Genomic DNA, 20,382 nt, shown 5'->3' with positions numbered 1-20,382 from the left:
CTAATGGAAATGAAGAGGTTTTAGGGGGAGATTAAAGGTTTTAGAATAGACTTATAGTAGCAGATACATATATAAAAGATTAACTAACCAGAATCAATTAATAACTAAAAACCAATTAAAACATGAAAAAAGTATTACACATTTTAGCCGTGATGTTGACGAGTTCTTTTGCATTTGCTCAAGAAGATACTGAAACTCCAGTTGTACCAGCAACTACATGGGGAGGATCCGCAGATGCTTACTATAAATATGATTTTTCAAAACAAATGAATGGATTAACGAGCTTTACCAACTCTCAGGATTCATTTGAACTAGGAATGGCTTCTATTAATGCAGGGCATACTTTCGGAAAAGCTTCTGTATTTGTTGACTTAGGATTCGGAAAAAGAGCTGGCGAATTTTCATATAATGAAACAACTGACAAAGATATTACTGCAAAATTTTTGATAAAACAATTATTCTTTACTTATCAGGTTACTGATGAACTTAAATTTGTAGCAGGTAGCTTTGGTACACATATCGGATATGAGGTATTAGATGCTGTTGCAAATAAAAACTACAGTATGTCATACGCATTCTCATATGGGCCATTCTTTAATACTGGGGTAAAAGCACAGTATACTTCGGGAAAATTTACAGCTATGTTAGGTATAACTAATCCTACTGATTTTAAATCAGCTATGGATGCGGGTTCTACTCAAAAAACATACATTGGACAAGTAGGATACGTTGGAGAAACAGGTAGTGCTTATTTGAATTTTACATCAGGAAGCAGTAATCCGGTTTCTACAGATAATAAAACACAATTTGATTTAGTGGCTTCAAAAACAATAAGTGATAGTTTTGGACTTGGATTTAATGCAACATACGCTAAAACTAAAAATGATATTTCAAGCGCAGGTGATGGAGAATGGTTTTCATTAGTAGGGTATGCTAATTATTCCTTTAGCCCCTCTTTATTATTAGCGTACAGAATAGAATATTTTGACGCCAAAGATGCTGCTCCGGCAAGTTTAGGGACATTAACGGGATCTAATGTATTTGCAAACACGGTTTCATTAAACTATAAAGTTGGAAAACTAACCATTATTCCTGAGTTAAGATACGATGCTGCATCAGAAGATATCTTTTTAGATAGCGATGCGCTTCCAACAGGTGGATCTTTCTACGGATTAATAGCTACAACATACTCTTTCTAGAGATAAAGATTGATATTTTTTTTTTTTTTTGGAGCTGTCAAAACATGTAAATGTTTTGGCAGCTTTTTTATTTTAGCTTTGATTTTTTGCCATAGATTAAAGGATTAAAAAGATTTTCTTCCTTATTATTTTCTTTTTGCCACGAATCGCACGAATTAGCACAAATTAAAAAGTAAATTTTCTGATAAGAGGTTAAAAGTTTAAAAAAAGTCTTTTTTACTAAATTACATGGTTTAATAAGTTAAGAGAAATTTTAATTAAGGCGATGTGAAAAATTAGAAAAAATTAGTGCGATTCGTGGCAAAAGGAGCAATGCAAAATAATCCTTTTACTCCTTTAATCTGTGGCTAAAACGCTCTATTTTAATTCGTGTAATTAGCGGCAAACTTTTTACGCGACAACAAAAAAACGCGTTTCTGAATATTTAGAAACGCGTTTTGTATTTTAGTAATTACTCTTTTACTGAATTTGCTTTTTATAAATCGAATAAATGGCATCTATTGTTTTTCGATCTAAAACAGCTGTGGCATCTGTTTGAATATAATGTAATTTAAAAGCCTGAATGGCAGCTGAAAGATTCTTAGTATTATAACCAATAATGCGTAAAGCAGGTTCTATTTTGAAATCAAAAGGGGCTTCTTCCAGTACTAGGTCCGGCCAGATTCCAAATCCTTTTTCTGCTAAAGTTTTCCATGGAAATAAAGCACTTGGATCTTGTTTTCTTCCCGGAGCAATATCAGAATGTCCCAGAATATTTTGAGTAGGTATATTGTAATCTTTTTTAAGCTTTGTCAAAAGCGCTACTAAACTGCTAATTTGTGCTTCTGTAAAAGGTTTAAAGCCATTATTATCCAATTCAATACCAATAGAGCAGGAGTTTAAGTCTGTATTTTTACCCCAGGTAGATGCCCCTGCGTGCCAAGCTCTTAAATAATCGTTTAGCATCTGTACTACTTTTCCGTTTTCAGAAATTATATAGTGGGCACTTACCTGTGTTTTTGTTTTAGTAAAAGTGCTAATAGTTTGTTGTACAGAGTCTTGTGCAGTATGATGAATAATGATAAAGCTAGGCTTTCTTAGGTTGAAGTTAACAGTACCAATCCATTCTGTATTAATACCGTTCAATAAAGCGGTTGAGCCTGTTTTAGATAAAGTGTCTTTGACGATTCCTAATTGTGAAGCATAAGAAGTATCAATAACTACAGGGCTAACAGCCGGTATTGCTTTTGCTTCTTTACTTGTAATTTGATTTTCTAAAGTTTTAAGCTGTTGGTCGTAGACTTTTTCGGTGGATTTATAAGGATTCGTTGAGCAAGAAGTAATTATAATTGCTAAAATCAAATAATAAAAATGCTTTTTCGCCATGGTTCGTTACTTTTTAGGAGTAAGTTAAAAAACAATTATTCGTGAACTTTTGTTGTTTCTGTTTCCTCTTTTACTTCTTTTGTGTCAGAATCTTTTTTCTTTTTGTTTTTCGTTTTCTTGATCTCTTTAAAATTTGCCATGAAATTGGTGTATTTTTCTATTTGATCAGGATTCAGAAAAGCAGTGATTTTTTTAGTAGTGCTTTCTCTTAATGCAGTCATTTGCTCAATTTTTTGATCCTGGCTGCTATTTTCATTTTTCAAAAGAATTCCTTGTTCTCTCATGCTATCAGCAATAACATTAGTAATTGCAATAGCTTGTAAATCATCCAGTTTTACTTCCGGCTTCATTTGGTCTACAATCTTTGCAGCTGTTTCTTCAGCAGGTATTTCTTTAGGTTTACTTGTGTTGCCTTGTGGTCCTGCCATCATACTTCTGTCCATCCCCATTCCGCCACCTCTTCCGTAGCCACCACCACCATAACCGCCACCGCCATAGCCATTATTGTATCCGTTTCCATATTGAGCTGAAACAGAATTGAAACAGAATAAACTGAAAACCAAAAGGAAAAATGTGTGTGTAGGTTTCATAAAATATTATTTATCTAAAATTGACAATAGTTTAGCGTAAATTTAAGCAGGTTCTCCGTATAAATCAAATTCTGTTGCTTCTATTATGCGTATATTAACAAATTCGCCAGTTTTTACATAATGTTTAGAGGCATCAATCAAAACTTCGTTGTCAACATCCGGACTATCAAACTCAGTTCTGCCTACAAAATGTGCACCTTCTTTTCTGTCAATAATACATTTGTAAATTTGTCCAACTTTCTCCTGATTCAAATCCCATGAAATTTGCGATTGCAATTCCATGATTTCATTTGCTCTGGCTTGTTTTACATCAGCAGGGACATCGTCTTCTAATAAATATGCATGAGTGTTTTCTTCATGAGAATAAGCAAAACATCCCATTCTGTCAAATTTCATTTCCTGAACAAAATCTTTTAAAATTTCAAAATCTTCCTGAGTTTCTCCAGGGTAACCAACGATCAAAGTAGTTCTGATTGCCATTCCGGGAACAGCAGCACGGAAATCTTTTAATAATTGAGTCGTTTTAGCCTGAGTTGTACCACGACGCATTGATTTTAAAATAGAATCCGAAATATGTTGCAACGGAATATCAATGTAATTACAAATCTTTGGTTCGCGTTTCATTAATTCTAAAACGTCCATCGGGAAACCGGTAGGATAAGCATAGTGCAAACGAATCCACTCAATGCCTTCTACTTTTGCTAATTCTTCCAGAAGTTCAGCAAGATTTCTCTTTTTATAAATATCAAGACCATAATAAGTTAAGTCCTGAGCGATTAAAATTAATTCTTTAACGCCGTTTTTCGCTAATCCTTGGGCTTCTTTAACCAGTTTTTCAATTGGTTGAGAAACATGAGTACCTCTCATTAACGGAATAGCACAGAAACTACAAGGTCTGTCGCAACCTTCGGCAATTTTTAAATAAGCGTAATTTTTAGGAGTAGTAGTTAAACGTTCCCCCAGTAATTCATGTTTATAATCAGCTCCTAAGGCTTTCAATAGTTGAGGTAATTCAGTTGTACCAAAATATTGATCTACGTTCGGAATTTCTTTTTCTAAATCAGGTCTGTAGCGTTCAGATAAACATCCGGTTACAAAAACCTTATCAACTAATCCTTTGTCTTTTTTATCAGCATATTCCAAAATCATATTTACTGATTCGGCTTTAGCGTTATCAATAAAACCACAAGTGTTTATTACGATAATGTTTCCTTCTTCTGCTGCAGGTGCTTCATGTTGTACTTCTTTGCCATTAGCACGAAGCTGTCCCATCAACACTTCACTGTCATATACATTTTTCGAACACCCAAGAGTGATTACGTTAATTTTGTTCTTTTTTAAAGACTTGGTTCTCATACTTTTATAAATTGGAGTGCAAAATTACACTTTTTTATTCAAACACCGCTTGTTTCAGTTTCTTTTAGCTGTTTTTTGTGAAGCTAATCCTGCTGTCCGCTATATCTTTTCCTGCCGCTTCCATCAGGGCTAAAAAAAAAATCCGTTAAGCAGGCCTAACGGAAATTCAAATTAATCTATTTTAATTTAATTACAATTCAAATAATAAAGTCAAAGAAACATTATTAAGTTTCGATGAAATGTTGGCGCCATCAGTAAATCCGGTGGCAAAAAATCCCTGATTTGATTTTTTTTCTAAATAAGAATAGGCCAAATCTACTTTTGTAGATCCAAAGCTATAGCCTAAACCACCTGAATAGCTGTTTAAATCTCCAATTGTTGATCCGTTTTTATAAGGGCTTCCTTCAAATCGGTAACCACCTCTCAGGCTCAATCGGTTTATTTTGTATTCACCACCAATTCTTAATTCACCATTACTAGTTAATTGATTGCTGATATCACCATTTAATCCTCTGAAACCAGGATCGCTTGTTGGCTTGTATTTTGTGTTTGAATAATCTTTAATAGAATAATCAACACTGATCAAACCAGATTTTCCAAATACCAAAGCACCACTAAAAGTCCATTTTGCCGGAGTTTGTAAAGTATAAGATTCATAAACATTTACAACATTTGGATTGATATTCTCGTGAATAGGTTGTCCTCCATCAGCTTGTCTTGTAGTTTGCAGGCTTTGGGTGACTTCGTCATAAAGTTCATACCATGTATTGGATTCGTAAGCGATACCAACTCTGAAGGCTTCTGTAACTTTACCAATCGCACCTAATTGAAAAGAAAACCCATTTCCATAAGTATAAAGGTCATTGTTAAAACGTAAATTAGATATAGTTTCAGTAGGTTCTAACGGATTACTATTGTCTTCATAAAAACTACTTGATCTTCTAAAATCTGTAACATGTACATTTAGGTTTGCTCCAAAATATATTCTGTCTTTAAATGATGTTGCAATATTGAAACTTACTTTGCTATTATATCCACTAGTGTAAATTTCGTTTTCGTGATAATAATTTCCGCCTGCCGGAACATTCGAAGTGTATTGTGTATTATTTGGATCGTTAGAAACAGGGTTTATTACATATCCTTTGTAGCCAAAATAAGCTTGTTGTTCATCATAAAACAGGTCTCTATAAGGAACGTCAGCAATTACATTTAATGGAATTCCGTTAGCGTAAGTCAAAAAGTATTGATCAACAGAATTTGTTGGATTTGTACCTGCTGAAAAAACTTGATTGTTAAAATTATTGGTATTTTCATAAGTGGCACCAATTGCAATTTTTTTCCAGTTGTTGTTTGGATTATTAAAAACAAAAACACCACCAGCCTGATTTAAAATAAAAGAGTTTTCTTTTTCGCTGGTTTGTGTTCCAAAATAATTGGAATTGTTTTTAATATTTTGATTGCTAAAAGTTACCCCAACCTGATTGTTGTTGAATATTGCAGAACCGGCAGGGTTTACAGTTAAGGCAGATAAATCTCCTCCAACGGCCCCAAAAGCACCGCCCATAGCTCTAAATCTGGCAGTTCCGGTTAAATTGTCTTGTGCATAACGAACAGCATCTGATACTTCCTGAGAATGTGAGACGCTAAAAGTTAGTCCTGTAATAAAAAGGAAAAGTATTTTTTTCATGTGGTTAAGTTTTAAATATGAATTATCTGATTAGCGAAAAGAAGAATTATCTTCTTCCTCCACCTCCGCCGCCAGATCTTCCACCACCACCACCACCACCGCCACCGCCGTATGATCCACCACCAGATGATCTCATGCTTCCGCCGCTGCTATTCATTGAGCGGGATGGACTAGGAGAGTATGATCTTGACGAGTTACTATTGGTATTGTTGTAACTTCTGTTTGTAGTTGTAGTGCCAGATCTTCTGTAATCATAACTGTTGCTTTGACCTTGTGTAGTGCTTCTTCTATTTGTAAAATTTGGACTTGAATAATTTCTTCCGTTTACATTAGAACTTCTTCTGAAGTCAGAGTAATCTGTACGTCTGTTAGTTGTGTAGCTGTTTCTGTTTGTGGTGTAGTTTCCTCTGCCAGCATAATTTCTGCCAGTACTATTATAGGAGCTTCTTGTAGAATATCCTCTTGATCCGTAATAAGCAGCAGATCCTCTTCTTCCGTAGTTGTAAGAGTAGTTGTTGTAACCATAGTAGTGTGGGTAATAACCTGGGTAGCCCCATCCAGGATAATATCCAGAATAGCCCCATCCGTAATAAGGGTAACCCCATCCGTAACCATAGCCATATCCGTAATATGGATAACCCCAGCCAAATCCAATTCCCCATGACCACATTGGATCAGAATAAACGGTTACTGATACGTCTGAATTAGCACTTCCCCAAGCTGGATAAGCGGTGGCAGAAGTAGCAGAAGCTGTCTGGGTGCTATCATTTTCGGCGTAATTGCCATAGCTGTCTACATCTGTAAAAATTTCAGTTGGCTGACCGTCATTTTGTAACGATTTAAAGTAATCTTTATATTGATTATTAACGTTTGAGGTATTATTTTGAGTATACGTTCTTTGTGAACCACCATATACTCCATCAGTGTCCTGATAAGATGAATTTTGGTAAGAACCACACGACGTAACCAGAAAACTCAGTAATCCAATTAAGTAAAAATAACTTGAGTTTTGGCGGAGAGTAGTAGAAGTTTTCATATCTGTGGTGTTTTTTATTGTTGCACATTACAAAAATAGTTAGTTTTGTCAAACTATTTAGTTAAAATTATTAAAACAAAATTTGTGCCAAACTATTCAATATGAGTAAGAACCTCACTACAAGATCAGAAGATTATTCGAAATGGTATAACGAACTGGTTGTTAAAGCAGATTTAGCTGAAAATTCAGGCGTTAGAGGATGTATGGTTATTAAACCGTACGGATATGCCATTTGGGAAAAAATGCAGGCGGAGTTAGATCGAATGTTTAAAGAAACAGGACATCAAAATGCATATTTCCCTTTATTCGTGCCAAAAAGCATGTTTGAAGCGGAAGAGAAAAATGCAGAAGGATTTGCAAAAGAATGTGCAATCGTAACACATTACAGATTAAAAAATGATCCGGATAAACCAGGGAAATTAATGGTTGATCCAAATGCTAAATTGGAAGAGGAGCTTATTGTTCGTCCGACTAGTGAGGCTATTATTTGGTCTACATATAAAGGATGGGTACAATCTTATAGAGATTTACCTTTGTTGATTAACCAATGGGCTAATGTTGTTCGTTGGGAAATGCGTACGCGTTTGTTTTTAAGAACTGCAGAATTTTTATGGCAGGAAGGACATACTGCGCATGCTACAAAAGCAGAAGCTATAGAGGAATCTGAAAAAATGATGAATGTTTATGCTGATTTTGTGGAAAACTTCATGGCAATTCCGGTTGTAAAAGGTATAAAAACTGAAACAGAACGTTTTGCCGGTGCAGATGAAACTTATTGTATTGAAGCTTTGATGCAGGACGGAAAAGCATTGCAGGCTGGCACTTCTCACTTTTTAGGACAAAACTTTGCAAAAGCTTTTGATGTGAAGTTTGCGAATGCCGAAGGAAAACAAGAGCATGTTTGGGGGACTTCATGGGGGGTTTCAACTCGTTTAATGGGGGCTTTGGTTATGACTCACTCTGATGATCAGGGGTTGGTATTGCCTCCAAATTTAGCACCTATACAAGTTGTAATTGTTCCTATTTATAAAACAGATGAGCAATTAGCTGAAATTACAACTGCTGTTAATGATTTAGCTGCGAAGCTAAGAAAGTTGAAGATCTCTGTTAAATATGATGACAGAACTACTCAAAAGCCAGGATTCAAATTTGCTGAATGGGAATTGAAAGGTGTGCCTGTTCGAATTGCAGTTGGGCCAAAAGATTTAGAAAATGGAACTTTTGAGGTTGCAAGACGGGATACATTGACAAAAGAGACAGTTTCTGGTGAAGGAATCGTTACCTATATAAATGATCTATTAGAAAGGATTCAGGTTGATTTATTTAATAAAGCATTGGACTATCGTAATACACATATTACGGAAGTAAATAGTTTTGAGGAATTTAAGGAAATTTTAGATGGTAAAGCAGGGTTTGTGTCGGCTCATTGGGACGGTACGGCTGCTACTGAAGAGAAAATAAAAGACTTGACAAAAGCAACAATTCGTTGTATTCCTTTGGATAGTGTAGAAGAGGCGGGAACCTGCATATTTACTGGGAATCCGTCTACAAAAAGAGTGCTATTTGCAAAGGCATATTAAAATTTTTTAATTTTTTTTGCATCAGGTATTGTACATCTTAAAAATAGTTGTATTTTTGCATCCGCATTAGAGAAGCAGGCCCGTTCGTCTATCGGTTAGGACGCATGGTTTTCATCCATGTAAGAGCGGTTCGATTCCGCTACGGGCTACTACTTTTACTGCGAAATTGTTCTTGAAATACTGAGAATTAAAATGGCCCGTTCGTCTATCGGTTAGGACGCATGGTTTTCATCCATGTAAGAGCGGTTCGATTCCGCTACGGGCTACAATAATACCTCTATTTAAATATAGAAAAACTTAGAACGATAATGGTCCGTTCGTCTAGGGGTTAGGACTTCAGGCTTTCGTCCTGGTAACAGGGGTTCGATTCCCTTACGGACTACTAAATTAGTTGTGAATAAGTTTTATAAAATAAAGATTGGTGTCTCGATTTTTGTTTTATTAGTTAAAACCAAAGTGATTGTTTTGCAATTGTGGGAGGTTTTTCTTTTTTAACTAGTATTTATAATAATTATTACATCTAAAATTAAAAAAAAATGGCAAATCATAAGTCAGCATTAAAAAGAATCAGAAGTAACGAAAAAAGAAGAGTTCTTAACAGATACCAACATAAAACTACTCGTAATGCAATTAAAGCATTAAGATTAGCTACTGAAAAATCTGATGCAGCTTCTAAATTATCAACTGTAATCTCTATGATTGATAAATTAGCTAAAAAGAACATCATTCACGATAACAAAGCTTCAAACTTGAAGTCTAAATTAACGAAACATGTTGCTAAATTGTAATTAACTACAATTTCCTAAATATACAAAAAGTCCTCTTTTAGAGGACTTTTTTTGTTTGGATAAAACGGATAAATGATAAATTCCAAATGAGAATTCCAAATTCCAATACTAAACTTTCGTTTAAAAGTAATATTGGAATTTGGAATTTCTCATTTGGAATTTTTTAAATGTCTATCTTCTTTTTGAGATATTCCAACATGGGTTGGGTAATTGGTTTTGAAAGGAAATCAATAATTATTGGGTATTTTTTTGCTTTCGCTAAGTCTTCAGGATCAATTGTGGAAGATAAAACAATGACACTTGCAGCGGTGTTAAACTCAGTGTAATCGTCAGATGTAAAATGATCCAGGAATTCCCAGCCACCCATCACAGGCATGTTTAAGTCTAAAAAAATAAGCTCAGGTTTTTTGTTTGCCTTATTTTTATTGTTGGTATATTTTAGGGTATTGAAGTGGAGTAGTGCTTCTTCGCCGTTTTGAGCCGTAATAATTTCATTCGAAAACTCCGATTTTGAAATTACTTTTTTGCATAGCATTAATGTGATTGGATCGTCATCAATGCATAAGATTTGCTCAAGCATGATAGTTAATTTTTAAATGTTATTGTAAATGTGGTTCCTTTGTTGACTTCGCTGTCTATACTAATCGTTCCGCCCATGGTTTCGACCTGAGATTTTACCAGATACAATCCTAATCCTTTACTATCAGGATAATTGTGGAATCTTTGATAAAGACCAAAAACCTTGTCCCGGTTTCTTTCAAGATCTATGCCAATTCCGTTGTCTTTAAAAGTTAATATGGCTTGATGGTCTATTTGTTCCGCCATTATTGATATTTTTAATTTTCGATTTTCTGATTTGTATTTAATGGAATTCGTTAGTAAGTTGAGTAAGATGCTTTCTATGTAGGCTTTGTTTGTGTTTAATAAAGGCACTCTGTCGAATTTAAGTTTGATAATTGGCTTGTGTAATTCTATTTGAAACGATAATTGACTAAAGACATTTTCGAATACTTCTTTTAATGAAACCTCTTCTTTTTGCATTGAAGGATTGTCTTTGATAATGATGACTTTCACGAGATCATTGATGGTTTCGTTCAGGAGGTGTGTCGATTTTGTAAATCCTGCGATAATTTCCTGGAGTTCCGGATTGTCGACAGGAATGTCTTCTATAAGATTTAAAAGTCCAATTAAATTGGATAGGGGGGCTCTAAGATTGTGTGATGTGATGTATGAAAACTGTTTTAAATCCTTGTTATTTTGGGTTAGTTCGCGAATTAAGTGTTCTTTTTCTGTTTCTAGTTTTTTCTCATCAGTAATGTCTCTTTGTATTGATATCCAGTGGGAAATTACGCCTTCATTGTTAAAAATTGGAATCATTGAAAAACGAACCCAGTATTCTTCTTTTTGTTTGGTGTAGCTGATAGTTTCAATTAGGCATTCTTCTTCATTTTTAATAGCTCTTAAAAGTTTTTTCAGCTCGTCAGAGTCAGATTTTGGTCCTTTAAAAATATTTGGAGATTTTCCTATAATTTCGTTGGAGTGATATCCTGACATTTCAGAAAATGCCGGGTTTACGTATACTATTTTTGGAATTCTGTGGCTCACAGAATTGGCTTCTGTTATTAAAATAGAATCTTTAGATTGTGTAATTACAGTTTCTAAAAGTTTTAATCGCTGTTCTTCTTCTTTTTGTTTCGTAATATCCTGAATAGCTCCAATCATCCTGATGGCTCTTCCTTTTTCATCTTTAAGTAAAAACCCTCGGTCTAATACGTATTTATAGGTTCCGTCAGCACATCTGAAACGGTATTGGTCTTGCCATTTCTCTGTTTTTTGTTCAATGAACGAATATAATTTAATTGACATTCTAATGCTGTCTTCGGGATGAATTTTGTCAAACCACCATTTTGAAGTTGTGCCAACATCTTCTTGTTTATAGCCAAACACGCTTTCTATTCCTTTGTTCCAGCTAATACTGTCTTCCTGAATTTTCCAGTCCCAAATTGTGTCGCTTGTTGCTTTGGCAACAATATCATATTTTTCGTTCGATTCTTTAATCTCTTCGTTTGTCTGTTTTAATTTTTCAAAAACAGATTTGTTTCTGACTTCATTTTTTGAGAGTATATATTTGAACACCAGTCCGGTGGCTAAAATGAAAAAAAAATCTTTAATAAGGAATAGATTGTAGTTTTCTGTGGATGAAAAGTAATTAGTGAGTAATTTATGACAGATTATGGCCATAAATAACGAAATAATAATATAAATTAGAGTAATTTGGAGAGTTTTACTTTTCATTACTCAAATATAGTTAAATTAACTATAATTCAGCAATTATTAGATGCCAATTTGACACTTAAATTTACATTGAATCAGGAACTAATTACTTGGATATACGCAAACTATCAAAGAAACGTTTTTTATATCAAAATAAAGTGTACCTTTGCACCCATTAAAAATCACAGATGGAATCTATTAGAAACATTGCAATTATTGCCCACGTCGATCACGGTAAAACCACTTTGGTTGATAAAATTATGTATCACTGTCAATTATTTCGTGACAACGAAAATACAGGTGATTTAATTCTTGATAATAACGATTTAGAGCGTGAGAGAGGTATTACTATTACTTCTAAAAACGTATCAGTTCAATATAAAGGAACAAAAATCAATATTATTGACACTCCAGGCCACGCCGATTTTGGAGGTGAAGTAGAACGTGTATTGAACATGGCCGATGGTGTATGTTTGCTAGTGGATGCTTTTGAAGGTCCAATGCCACAAACTCGTTTCGTATTACAAAAAGCTATTGACTTAGGTCTTAAGCCATGTGTAGTTATCAATAAAGTGGATAAAGAAAACTGTACTCCTGAAGAAGTTCATGAAAAAGTTTTTGACTTAATGTTTGAATTAGGTGCTACTGAAGAGCAATTAGATTTCCCAACTGTTTACGGTTCTGCTAAAAACAACTGGATGTCTGATGATTTCAGAAACCAAACGGATAACATCGAGCCTTTGTTGGATATGGTAATTAAAAATGTACCAGCTCCTAAAGTATCTGAAGGAACTCCTCAAATGTTGATTACATCTTTGGATTTCTCTGCTTTTACAGGTCGTATCGCTATCGGTCGTCTTGAAAGAGGTGTATTAAATGAAGGTATGCCAATTTCTTTGGTAAAAAGAGATGGTAAAATTATAAAATCACGTATTAAAGAATTACATACTTTTGAAGGTTTAGGCCGTAAAAAAGTACAACAAGTAATTGCTGGTGATATCTGTGCTATTATTGGAGTTGAAGGTTTTGAAATTGGAGATACTATCGCTGATTCTGAAAACCCTGAAGCTTTACAAACTATCGCAATTGATGAGCCAACAATGAGTATGTTATTTACAATTAACGACTCACCTTTCTTTGGTAAAGAAGGTAAATTTGTAACTTCTCGTCATATTAGAGAAAGATTAACAAAAGAATTAGAGAAAAACTTAGCTATGAAGTTAGGTGAAACTGATTCTGCTGATAAATTCATGGTTTTTGGTCGTGGAGTACTTCACTTATCTGTTCTTATTGAAACAATGAGAAGAGAAGGTTATGAGTTGCAAATCGGTCAGCCGCAAGTTATCATCAAAGAAATTGATGGTAAAAAATGTGAGCCAATTGAAGAATTGACAATCGACTTACCAGAAAACCTTTCAGGTAGAGCAGTTGAATTCGTTACGATGCGTAAAGGAGAAATGCTTTCTATGGAAACTAAAGGAGAACGTATGATTGTAAAATTTAATATTCCATCACGTGGAATTATTGGATTGCGTAATCAATTGCTTACTGCAACAGCTGGTGAGGCTATTATGGCACACCGTTTTATTGGATATGAGCCTTACAAAGGAGAAATTGCGGGACGTAACAAAGGTTCATTGATTTCTATGGAAAAAGGAAAAGCTATTCCTTATTCTATCGATAAATTGCAAGATCGTGGTAAGTTTTTTGTTGAACCAAATGCTGAAATCTATGAAGGTCAGGTAATTGGAGAAAACTCTCGTGCTGATGATATGTGTGTAAATGTAACTAAGGAGAAAAAACAATCTAACGTACGTTCTTCTGGAAATGATGAAAAAGCTAGAATTATTCCTCCAATTATTTTCTCATTAGAAGAAGCTTTAGAATACATTCAAAAAGATGAGTATGTAGAGGTTACTCCAAAATCTATTCGTTTGAGAAAAATCTATTTAACAGAAACTGATAGAAAAAGATTTAAAATCTAAGGATTTAAATTTGAATATAAAAAATCCCAAATTCCTTCCGGAATTTGGGATTTTTATTTTTAAGCTCACATTGCAATTTAGAATTTTTTAAATTTGGGATTTATTTTAGCTTTATCTTTTTAAACTAAAATGACCTTTTACAATCCTGCCATCAGAAAAAATTAAATTAAACCAATAATCATCTGCTGGTAATTGTTGTCCGTTAAATAAACCTGTCCATCCGCTGCTATTTTGATTCATTTGTTTTATTAATTTTCCATAACGATCAAAAATAGAAATCGTATAATCCGGAAGCTGGTCCAGATTTTTAACATACCATATATCATTATAACTATCTCCGTTTGGTGTAAAGAATCTAGGATAATCTAAAACAATTAGCTGATAAGAATTAGAAAGTCCACAGCCATTTTTATCTCTTGCAATGGCATTATAAATTCCCGGATTTACACCATTAAATAAAGGTTCGTCCTGAAAGGTTATACCATCTAATGAGAATTCATAGTTTCCAACACCCGTATATTCAATTAAAACTGAATTTTCATTGGCAGTAAAATCCTTTATAGACACTCCTGTTATGATTGCAGGCCCTGATGGAAGTATCTTATATTTTTTAATTTTTTCACAACCATTAGTATTGGTAACAGTTACTGAATAATCGCCAATTGCACTTATTGTTATGGAATTTGCTGTACTACCGGTGTTCCATAGATAACTGCTGAAACCGGTCGCAACGCTTAAGGTAATTTCATCTCCGCTGCATAAATATTCAGTTTCATCCTCAAAATTTTCAGGATCAAAAGTGTTTACTACAAGTGCAATTGGAACAATATCATAACAATCAGGACCATTAATGATTCTTGCGTAAATTGTCTGACTGAAAGCGGTTGTATTCTTAAATATATTTGGTAAAGGATTTGTTTCTGTTAATGCATCATTCGAATTTAAAAAATAATTAACAGTCAATCCATTAGGCAAACCTGAAATGACCTGTGGAGTTACCTCCGAATTAAGATCAAATTGATACAGGCCATCCTGATTTTCATCGCCATCACAAATTCCTATCGGGTTTTGATTTGCAGTGTTGTTGTTTGAAATCTGTAAGGTCACTTCGGCGATTTTAAAACAGCCATATTTGTTTTCAATTCTGGCAAAAACAACCTGATTTGTTGTCTTGTTACTATATTTTTCAGGTGTTAAAATAGGATTTGTTTTTGCCTCAGCATTGGCTAATGTTTCATAGAATCCCTGGTTGCTATTTTCGGTAGTATTGTTTTTTACAATGTTATTGACTTTTGTCAGATTAAAAATGGAGATTCCATCAGTATTATCATCACATTGATAAATAGAAGTATTCGTTGTTACTATTTCTGGTGCGAATTCAATTTTTATCTCTCCGGTTAGCACACAAGCTGAAGGTGTTAAAGTAACTTCTACTTTATAAGTTCCTGATTCAGTTGGAGTATAAGAGGGTTGGTTTGTTGAATTGATGACAACGCCATCTTTATACCATTTATAAGAATAGGCAGCTGACAAATTTGTATTTAAAGTTTTCGGAGTGCCATAGCAAACCGGATTATTGGTCAGGGATGTCTGGTCTGGTCCAAAATCAATTTTAGAGGCAAAACTACCGGCTTCTAAAAAAACTGCCGAGTCATAATATCTATTTTTATCATCAGCAATAACTAGTTTTATATGGTATTTTTTACCTGCAACCACACTGGTTTGGGCATTCATTACAATAGTTTGACCGGCATAGTTTATTGGACTCGTATTAGTATTTACCCCATTAAAGTAATTTTCATTTATGGCAGGACATCCATCATATCGGTCTCCATTAATAGCAACACTAGGTGGAATTGTTGGATGTACAATCGTTGACGAAACTGGTGTTGTAGTATCCGGTAATACTGCTAAATTCTTATAAGCATCATTTGTTCCGGCTTCTTTAATTAAAAATGCAAATCCATCTGAATATACGCAAGGATAAAAAAACTGATATTCGTTAGAAGCAAAAATATAATTGAAACTTAAAAAATCTGTTTGGGGAACAAAGTCAAATTCTAGTACCGTCGAGTTTATAGAATTAATTCCTAAAGCCTGATCTAAATCTGCATCACCAAACCAATCAGGACTCCCTTCTCCCAAATAACTAGAATAAGGCCCAACAGCATTTCTACTTGTAGAGGTTGTTAAAACAACGCCTTCCGCAAAAGGAAATTTACTTGTACCGGCATTAAAATAAGCAAAACTATTTTGTGAGGGTGTAAAATTATCTCCTTTTCCGGAAGCATTGGCAATAGAAACGCACGAACTGTTTACTAAAACATCTTCAACAAGTTGTTGCGGTGTTTTTTGATCGTTAATATTGATATATTGTGCATTTATCCTTCCAGATAAACAACAAATAAATACAGTAAGCAAAAAGCATTTAATATAATTCATAGTAACAAATATACTATAAATCCCTATTTTTTAATAATTTGTATGAGAAGTAAACAAATAAAAATGTCCAGACCAGCACGATAAAAATTGACAGATAATGTACACCATAATCTTTCGTGTTTTCAACTCCTATTTGTGTCCCGATACTTCTGATTACTGATAATCTTGTAAACGGTTCAATAATTAAATTTGACATCGCTTCTAATGGTAAAAACTTCATTATAGTATAGCCAGTTGTGCTTTCCGGAAAAAGTTTAAAAACTAAAAGTGCTTTTGCGATTCCTTCGAAAACACTCCATACTAATAAGAAACCTAAAGCAAAAGCAGAACGTTTTACTAATATTCCTAAAAATAAACAGAAAGAAAAGAAACCGGTCAATTTTACAAAAAAGGCTAAAAGATAATCCAGATCCATAAAAATGACATCAAATTCGTTATAAGATGAAAAGCATAATCCGAGAATTAAACTCATTATGAATACAAAAACTGTCGAACACAATGCAAAAAGCACCACCGTTAAAAACTTGGACAAAATGAATTCTTTTTTGCTTAAGCCGTCAATCAAATTTTGTTTTAGTGTACCATAGCTGTATTCGTTAGCCATCATAGAAACAATGACAATAGCTAAGAAAAATTTCAGCCAGGCTGCAACATAAGTATTAAAATGCCAGATAAACGGGAAATTGAAAATTCCCATTTCGGCCAAATGAAATTTAAAAACGCCTAAATCAAACTTTATTGAGGCAATTAAAGCGATAAAGGAAAGTAAAACGAAATAGGTTAAAGTAAGAACACGACTGGCTTTGTTTTTCCAGATTTTTTGTAATTCTATAGATACAAGTCTTTTCATGGTTTAGTTTTTTTGAATGGTGGCGTTTTTGGTTAATTCTAAAAATTGTGCTTCTAAACTGTTTTTGCGTTTTACTAAATGACTTAAAACAATATTTTTAGAAAACAAAAACTGATTGAGTTCTGAAGCTGATAATTCTGATTTTAAATACACCAAAAATTTTCCATCTTCATCTGCGATTCGGTCTATAGCCGGATGTTCTTGTAAAACTGTTTTTAAAAGTAAATTGTCATTGGCCTGAACTTCAAAGAAACCTTCATTTGCCGACATTGCGTCAACTGAACCCGAATATAAAATTTCGCCTTTCCTTAAAACAATTACATGCGAACACACTTTTTCGACTTCATCCAGTAAATGCGAAGCCAGTAAAATCGTAGTTCCCTGCGAAGCGATTTTTTTAATAATATCACGAATCTGATGAATTCCCTGCGGATCTAAACCATTTGTTGGTTCATCTAAAATTAAAATTTCAGGATCGTTCAAAAGCGCCGAAGCAATTGCTAAACGTTGTTTCATTCCTAAAGAAAAGGTACTGAACCTGCTGTCTTTTCTTTCGGTTAAACCAACTAAATCAAGTTTTTCATTAATTTTAGCATAATTGATACTTTTTATTTTGCAAACCAATTTCAGGTTTTCTTCAGCTGTCATATAAGGGTAAAAGTTGGGTCTTTCTATAATAGCTCCCACTTTTTTTAAAGCTTCATGTGTTTGCATTTGACCGTTAAACCAACGGTAATCGCCCGAAGTCCTGTTTACAACACTAAGTACAATTCCCAAAGTAGTCGATTTTCCGCTTCCGTTTGGGCCTAAAATACCGTAAACACGGCCTTTCTGTATTTCAAAAGATACATTTTTTAGGGCTTGAATTCGGCCGTATCTTTTACTAAGATTTTCAATGGTAAGAATGGTTTCCAAATTTATTTCGGTTTTAGTTTTTAGTATGACGATCCAACTTGTATATTGTTACGCTAAATTTATTTATATCATGCGATTGATGTAAATTTGTACTAAAGATATTGAAAAATGAGCGAACCTTTAATGGTTTTAAAAAAACCGTCTTATCCTTTAACGCCATCTCTGTTAAGTTATTTAGAACGCTATGAACGTATCTCGAAAGTATCAGTATTCTATGATGATTTGTTGCGATTTGCAGGTTCTATAAATGTCTACGATAAAAATGAAACGGATACTTTGTGGATTCGTGTTTACTACAGTGAATTTGAAAGAAATGAAATTGACTTAAATCTGAAAAAAATCTATTCGCTTTTACATTCTGATGGAAATAGCGAGATTATTCAGTTTCTAAATATTGATGCGATTGACTATTGCACTTTCGGAAATTCAAAACCTTTCCGAATCAAAGTCAGAAATATTCTGAATGATAATTATGTTCATTTTTACATTAAAAAAGCAGATGCTTCCAGAATCTACGGATTAGAATTAGAAGATATTCTTTCGCCGGATAAAATCAATTTCTTAGTTTTTAAAGACACTTTAATCGAAGAACATATTATCGGAATTCCGGGTGACGTTTTCATGGATACTTTATTGGATAGTTGTACTGAAATGGAAAAATCCCAAATTGCAAAAGAATTTGTCAAGTTCAATGAACGTTGTATGATCAGGCTTTTAGGAGATATGCGTGCGTATAATTATGTAATTGTCCCGATTCATGATTTTGATCAGGTAGTTTATAAAATTCGCCCTATTGATTTTGATCAGCAGTGTTATGAGGGGAATTTTAAAGTCTATCGTCCGCAGTTTTTCAAGGAAAATTATCCGATGATAAAACTCATTAAAGAGAAATTAGAAGAACGATCAATTATTCAATATAAAGATGAAGAAAGGGCTATTCTGGCCAAACGTATTCATTCTGCTGAAAACAGGATTAAAAAATTGCTGAATATTATGTGTCACGATACCATTTCGACAGAAGAACATCTGAATCAACTAAAAATGGAATTGTATCGTTATACTAATGATATGAAATTTAAAAATGCAAAATCGATGGGGCATATTATGTTCGCGGCATTTGAATTTATTACCCGTAACTTTAAGAATACTAACCTGATTTAGAGTTTAACCGCAAAGGCCGCAAAGGGTTTACGCAAAGGTCGTCTCACATAGCTTTGCGAACTTAATAAAGCCAATTACAAACACACCGAAAAAAATACTTTGCGCGCTTTGCGGTAAAATTAACTGCAAACAAAGTTCGCTAAGATTTACGCGAAGCTCGCAAAACTATTGTTTGAAATGCTTAACTTTAAGTTCACAAAGGTTTAATTAAACTAAAATAAGATTTATGAAAAAGTCTCTTTTATTGGTAGCTTCTATTTTTTTATTGGCTTGTCAACAACAATCGAATGATGATTTAAAAACGCTTTATTCACTTCCAAAAAAATTAAAAGAAGTTTCTGGAATTACTTATTTTCCAGATTCTAAATTGATTTATACCTTAGAAGACAGAGGGAATAAAAATGCAGTTTATGCTATAAATTCTGAAGGAAAATTAGATAAAACGATCACTATATCAAATGCAAAAAATGTCGATTGGGAAGATATTACGAAAGATCAAAGCGGCAATATTTATATAGGGGATTTTGGGAATAATGATAATGACCGAAAAGATCTTTGTATTTATAAAGTCAATAAAAATCAGTTAAATAAAGATCAGGCTTCCGCCGAATATAAAGTTTCATTTTCCTATCCGGAACAAACAGAATTTCCTCCAAAGAAAAAGGAAATGTTTTATGATGTTGAAGGTTTTTTTGAATATCAAAACAACTTCTATTTATTCACAAAAAACCGAAGCAAGGATTTTGACGGAACAGCCTATATTTATAAAATAGCAAACAAGGCCGGAACTCAAAAAGCAACTAAAATTGGAGAGTTTAAAACCTGCAGTAACTACAATCACTGTGTGTTAACCAGTGCAACCATTAGTCCTGATGGTAAAAAAGTAGTGCTGTTAAGCCATGATAAAATTGTTTTATTCAAAGATTTTAAAGGAGATTTATTTCACAAAGGCAAGCAAACCGAAATAAAACTAAATCACTTTTCCCAAAAAGAAGCCATAGTTTTTAAAGACAACAATACTTTACTGATAGCTGACGAGAAAACGAATAAAGTAGGAGGTAACGTTTACGAATTCAAACTAAAATAAATTAAGGTTCTAAGATGCTACCCCGAAGCTTCGGGACTGAGGTACTAAGAAAAAAAATGTCACGAAT

16 protein-coding genes and 3 tRNA genes are annotated in these 20,382 nt (G+C 33.7%); 9 read left to right on the top strand and 10 right to left on the bottom strand.

Features of this window, described 5'->3' with window-relative positions:
• Positions 1–122: 122 nt before the first annotated feature.
• Complete coding sequence (locus ASC72_RS22130; RefSeq protein WP_056196135.1) at positions 123–1,199, top strand: outer membrane beta-barrel protein; 1,077 nt, start codon at positions 123–125, stop codon at positions 1,197–1,199.
• Positions 1,200–1,658: 459 nt separating this feature from the next.
• Here the strand turns inward: ASC72_RS22130 and ASC72_RS22125 are convergent, their stop codons facing one another.
• The 5 genes from ASC72_RS22125 to ASC72_RS23990 form a co-directional block, all read right to left on the bottom strand.
• Positions 1,659–2,564 (bottom strand): N-acetylmuramoyl-L-alanine amidase, encoded by a 906-nt coding sequence (locus tag ASC72_RS22125; RefSeq protein ID WP_056196132.1) that lies wholly within the window; start codon positions 2,562–2,564, stop codon positions 1,659–1,661.
• Positions 2,565–2,599: 35 nt separating this feature from the next.
• Complete coding sequence (locus tag ASC72_RS22120; protein ID WP_056196129.1) at positions 2,600–3,154, bottom strand: hypothetical protein; 555 nt, start codon at positions 3,152–3,154, stop codon at positions 2,600–2,602.
• A 42-nt stretch (positions 3,155–3,196) separates the two neighbouring features.
• Positions 3,197–4,510, bottom strand: coding sequence for a 30S ribosomal protein S12 methylthiotransferase RimO (gene rimO, locus ASC72_RS22115; protein WP_056196126.1), 1,314 nt, complete (start codon positions 4,508–4,510; stop codon positions 3,197–3,199).
• A gap of 190 nt (positions 4,511–4,700) precedes the next feature.
• The gene (locus tag ASC72_RS22110; protein WP_056196124.1) at positions 4,701–6,197 is read right to left on the bottom strand and encodes an OmpP1/FadL family transporter; all 1,497 of its coding nucleotides are present in this window, start codon (positions 6,195–6,197) and stop codon (positions 4,701–4,703) included.
• Between the two features lie 46 nt (positions 6,198–6,243).
• Positions 6,244–7,233: a hypothetical protein gene (locus ASC72_RS23990; RefSeq protein ID WP_056196121.1), complete on the bottom strand. Its 990-nt coding sequence runs from the start codon at positions 7,231–7,233 to the stop codon at positions 6,244–6,246.
• A 101-nt stretch (positions 7,234–7,334) separates the two neighbouring features.
• Here ASC72_RS23990 and proS point away from each other — a divergent pair, with 101 nt between their 5' ends.
• From proS to rpsT, 5 genes are all read left to right on the top strand, one after another.
• Positions 7,335–8,813, top strand: a complete 1,479-nt coding sequence (gene proS, locus ASC72_RS22100) for a proline--tRNA ligase (protein ID WP_056196118.1) — start codon at positions 7,335–7,337, stop codon at positions 8,811–8,813.
• Positions 8,814–8,890: 77 nt separating this feature from the next.
• Positions 8,891–8,962, top strand: a tRNA-Glu gene (locus ASC72_RS22095).
• 45 nt (positions 8,963–9,007) lie between these two features.
• A tRNA-Glu gene (locus ASC72_RS22090) sits at positions 9,008–9,079 on the top strand.
• Between the two features lie 44 nt (positions 9,080–9,123).
• A tRNA-Glu gene (locus ASC72_RS22085) sits at positions 9,124–9,195 on the top strand.
• Between the two features lie 154 nt (positions 9,196–9,349).
• Entirely contained in the window at positions 9,350–9,601 is a 252-nt protein-coding gene (gene rpsT / locus ASC72_RS22080; protein ID WP_007803459.1) for a 30S ribosomal protein S20, read from the top strand.
• Positions 9,602–9,764: 163 nt separating this feature from the next.
• Here rpsT and ASC72_RS22075 read toward each other — a convergent pair whose 3' ends face one another.
• Both ASC72_RS22075 and ASC72_RS22070 read right to left on the bottom strand, forming a co-directional pair.
• Positions 9,765–10,181, bottom strand: coding sequence for a response regulator (locus ASC72_RS22075; protein WP_056196115.1), 417 nt, complete (start codon positions 10,179–10,181; stop codon positions 9,765–9,767).
• Positions 10,182–10,186: 5 nt separating this feature from the next.
• Positions 10,187–11,896 (bottom strand): PAS domain-containing sensor histidine kinase, encoded by a 1,710-nt coding sequence (locus tag ASC72_RS22070; RefSeq protein ID WP_056196113.1) that lies wholly within the window; start codon positions 11,894–11,896, stop codon positions 10,187–10,189.
• Between the two features lie 167 nt (positions 11,897–12,063).
• On the opposite strand from ASC72_RS22070, the gene typA reads away from it, so the two are divergent.
• Positions 12,064–13,860, top strand: coding sequence for a translational GTPase TypA (gene typA, locus ASC72_RS22065; protein ID WP_056196110.1), 1,797 nt, complete (start codon positions 12,064–12,066; stop codon positions 13,858–13,860).
• 111 nt (positions 13,861–13,971) lie between these two features.
• Here the strand turns inward: typA and ASC72_RS22060 are convergent, their stop codons facing one another.
• From ASC72_RS22060 to ASC72_RS22050, 3 genes are read right to left on the bottom strand one after another with little or no spacing between them, the layout of a single operon-like run.
• A complete protein-coding gene (locus tag ASC72_RS22060; RefSeq protein ID WP_056196108.1) occupies positions 13,972–16,302 on the bottom strand; it encodes a T9SS type B sorting domain-containing protein in 2,331 nt (776 codons plus the stop codon).
• A 13-nt stretch (positions 16,303–16,315) separates the two neighbouring features.
• The gene (locus ASC72_RS22055; protein ID WP_056196105.1) at positions 16,316–17,152 is read right to left on the bottom strand and encodes an ABC transporter permease; all 837 of its coding nucleotides are present in this window, start codon (positions 17,150–17,152) and stop codon (positions 16,316–16,318) included.
• A 3-nt stretch (positions 17,153–17,155) separates the two neighbouring features.
• A complete protein-coding gene (locus ASC72_RS22050) occupies positions 17,156–18,067 on the bottom strand; it encodes an ABC transporter ATP-binding protein (protein ID WP_056196102.1) in 912 nt (303 codons plus the stop codon).
• Between the two features lie 108 nt (positions 18,068–18,175).
• On the opposite strand from ASC72_RS22050, the gene ASC72_RS22045 reads away from it, so the two are divergent.
• Both ASC72_RS22045 and ASC72_RS22040 read left to right on the top strand, forming a co-directional pair.
• Positions 18,176–19,228 (top strand): hypothetical protein, encoded by a 1,053-nt coding sequence (locus ASC72_RS22045; RefSeq protein ID WP_056196099.1) that lies wholly within the window; start codon positions 18,176–18,178, stop codon positions 19,226–19,228.
• 226 nt (positions 19,229–19,454) lie between these two features.
• Positions 19,455–20,315, top strand: a complete 861-nt coding sequence (locus tag ASC72_RS22040; protein ID WP_056196097.1) for a hypothetical protein — start codon at positions 19,455–19,457, stop codon at positions 20,313–20,315.
• Positions 20,316–20,382 lie beyond the last annotated feature (67 nt).

Source organism: Flavobacterium sp. Root420 (assembly GCF_001427905.1).
Taxonomy (GTDB): domain Bacteria; phylum Bacteroidota; class Bacteroidia; order Flavobacteriales; family Flavobacteriaceae; genus Flavobacterium.
This window is presented reverse-complemented; position numbering and strand designations above follow the sequence as displayed.